Source organism: Neisseria sp. P0001.S005, assembly GCF_051963715.1.
Genome location: NZ_JBQCTZ010000778.1, coordinates 1 through 365, shown reverse-complemented (window position 1 = coordinate 365; position 365 = coordinate 1). Strand labels below are relative to the sequence as shown.

Below are 365 nucleotides of genomic sequence, written 5' to 3'. Positions count from 1 at the left end.
CTTTTCCAACTCAATAAATTCAAGCACATCCTGGTTCGCCACGAGCAGGCAGCCGTACATGCGGCAGATGCCTATGCCCGTGTCAGCGGCAAAGTCGGCGTTGCCTTGGTAACTTCCGGCCCAGGCGCGACCAATGCGCTGACCGGCATCGCCACTGCTTACAGCGACTCCATTCCGTTGGTAGTCATCAGCGGCCAAGTGGGCAACTCCCTTATCGGGACAGACGCATTCCAAGAAGTGGATACAGTCGGCATTACCCGCCCTTGTGTCAAACACAATTTCTTGGTGACCAATATCGCTGAGTTGGCAGACACCATCAAAAAAGCTTTCCAAATCGCCGCAAGCGGCCGTCCTGGTCCCGTTGT

General features: G+C 55.3%; 1 protein-coding gene. It reads left to right on the top strand.

Going from position 1 to position 365, the window contains the following annotated elements; all coding sequences use genetic code 11:
* The coding region (locus ACTHSP_RS22830) for a thiamine pyrophosphate-binding protein (RefSeq protein WP_440347107.1) at window positions 1–365 on the top strand (365 nt) is incomplete at both ends.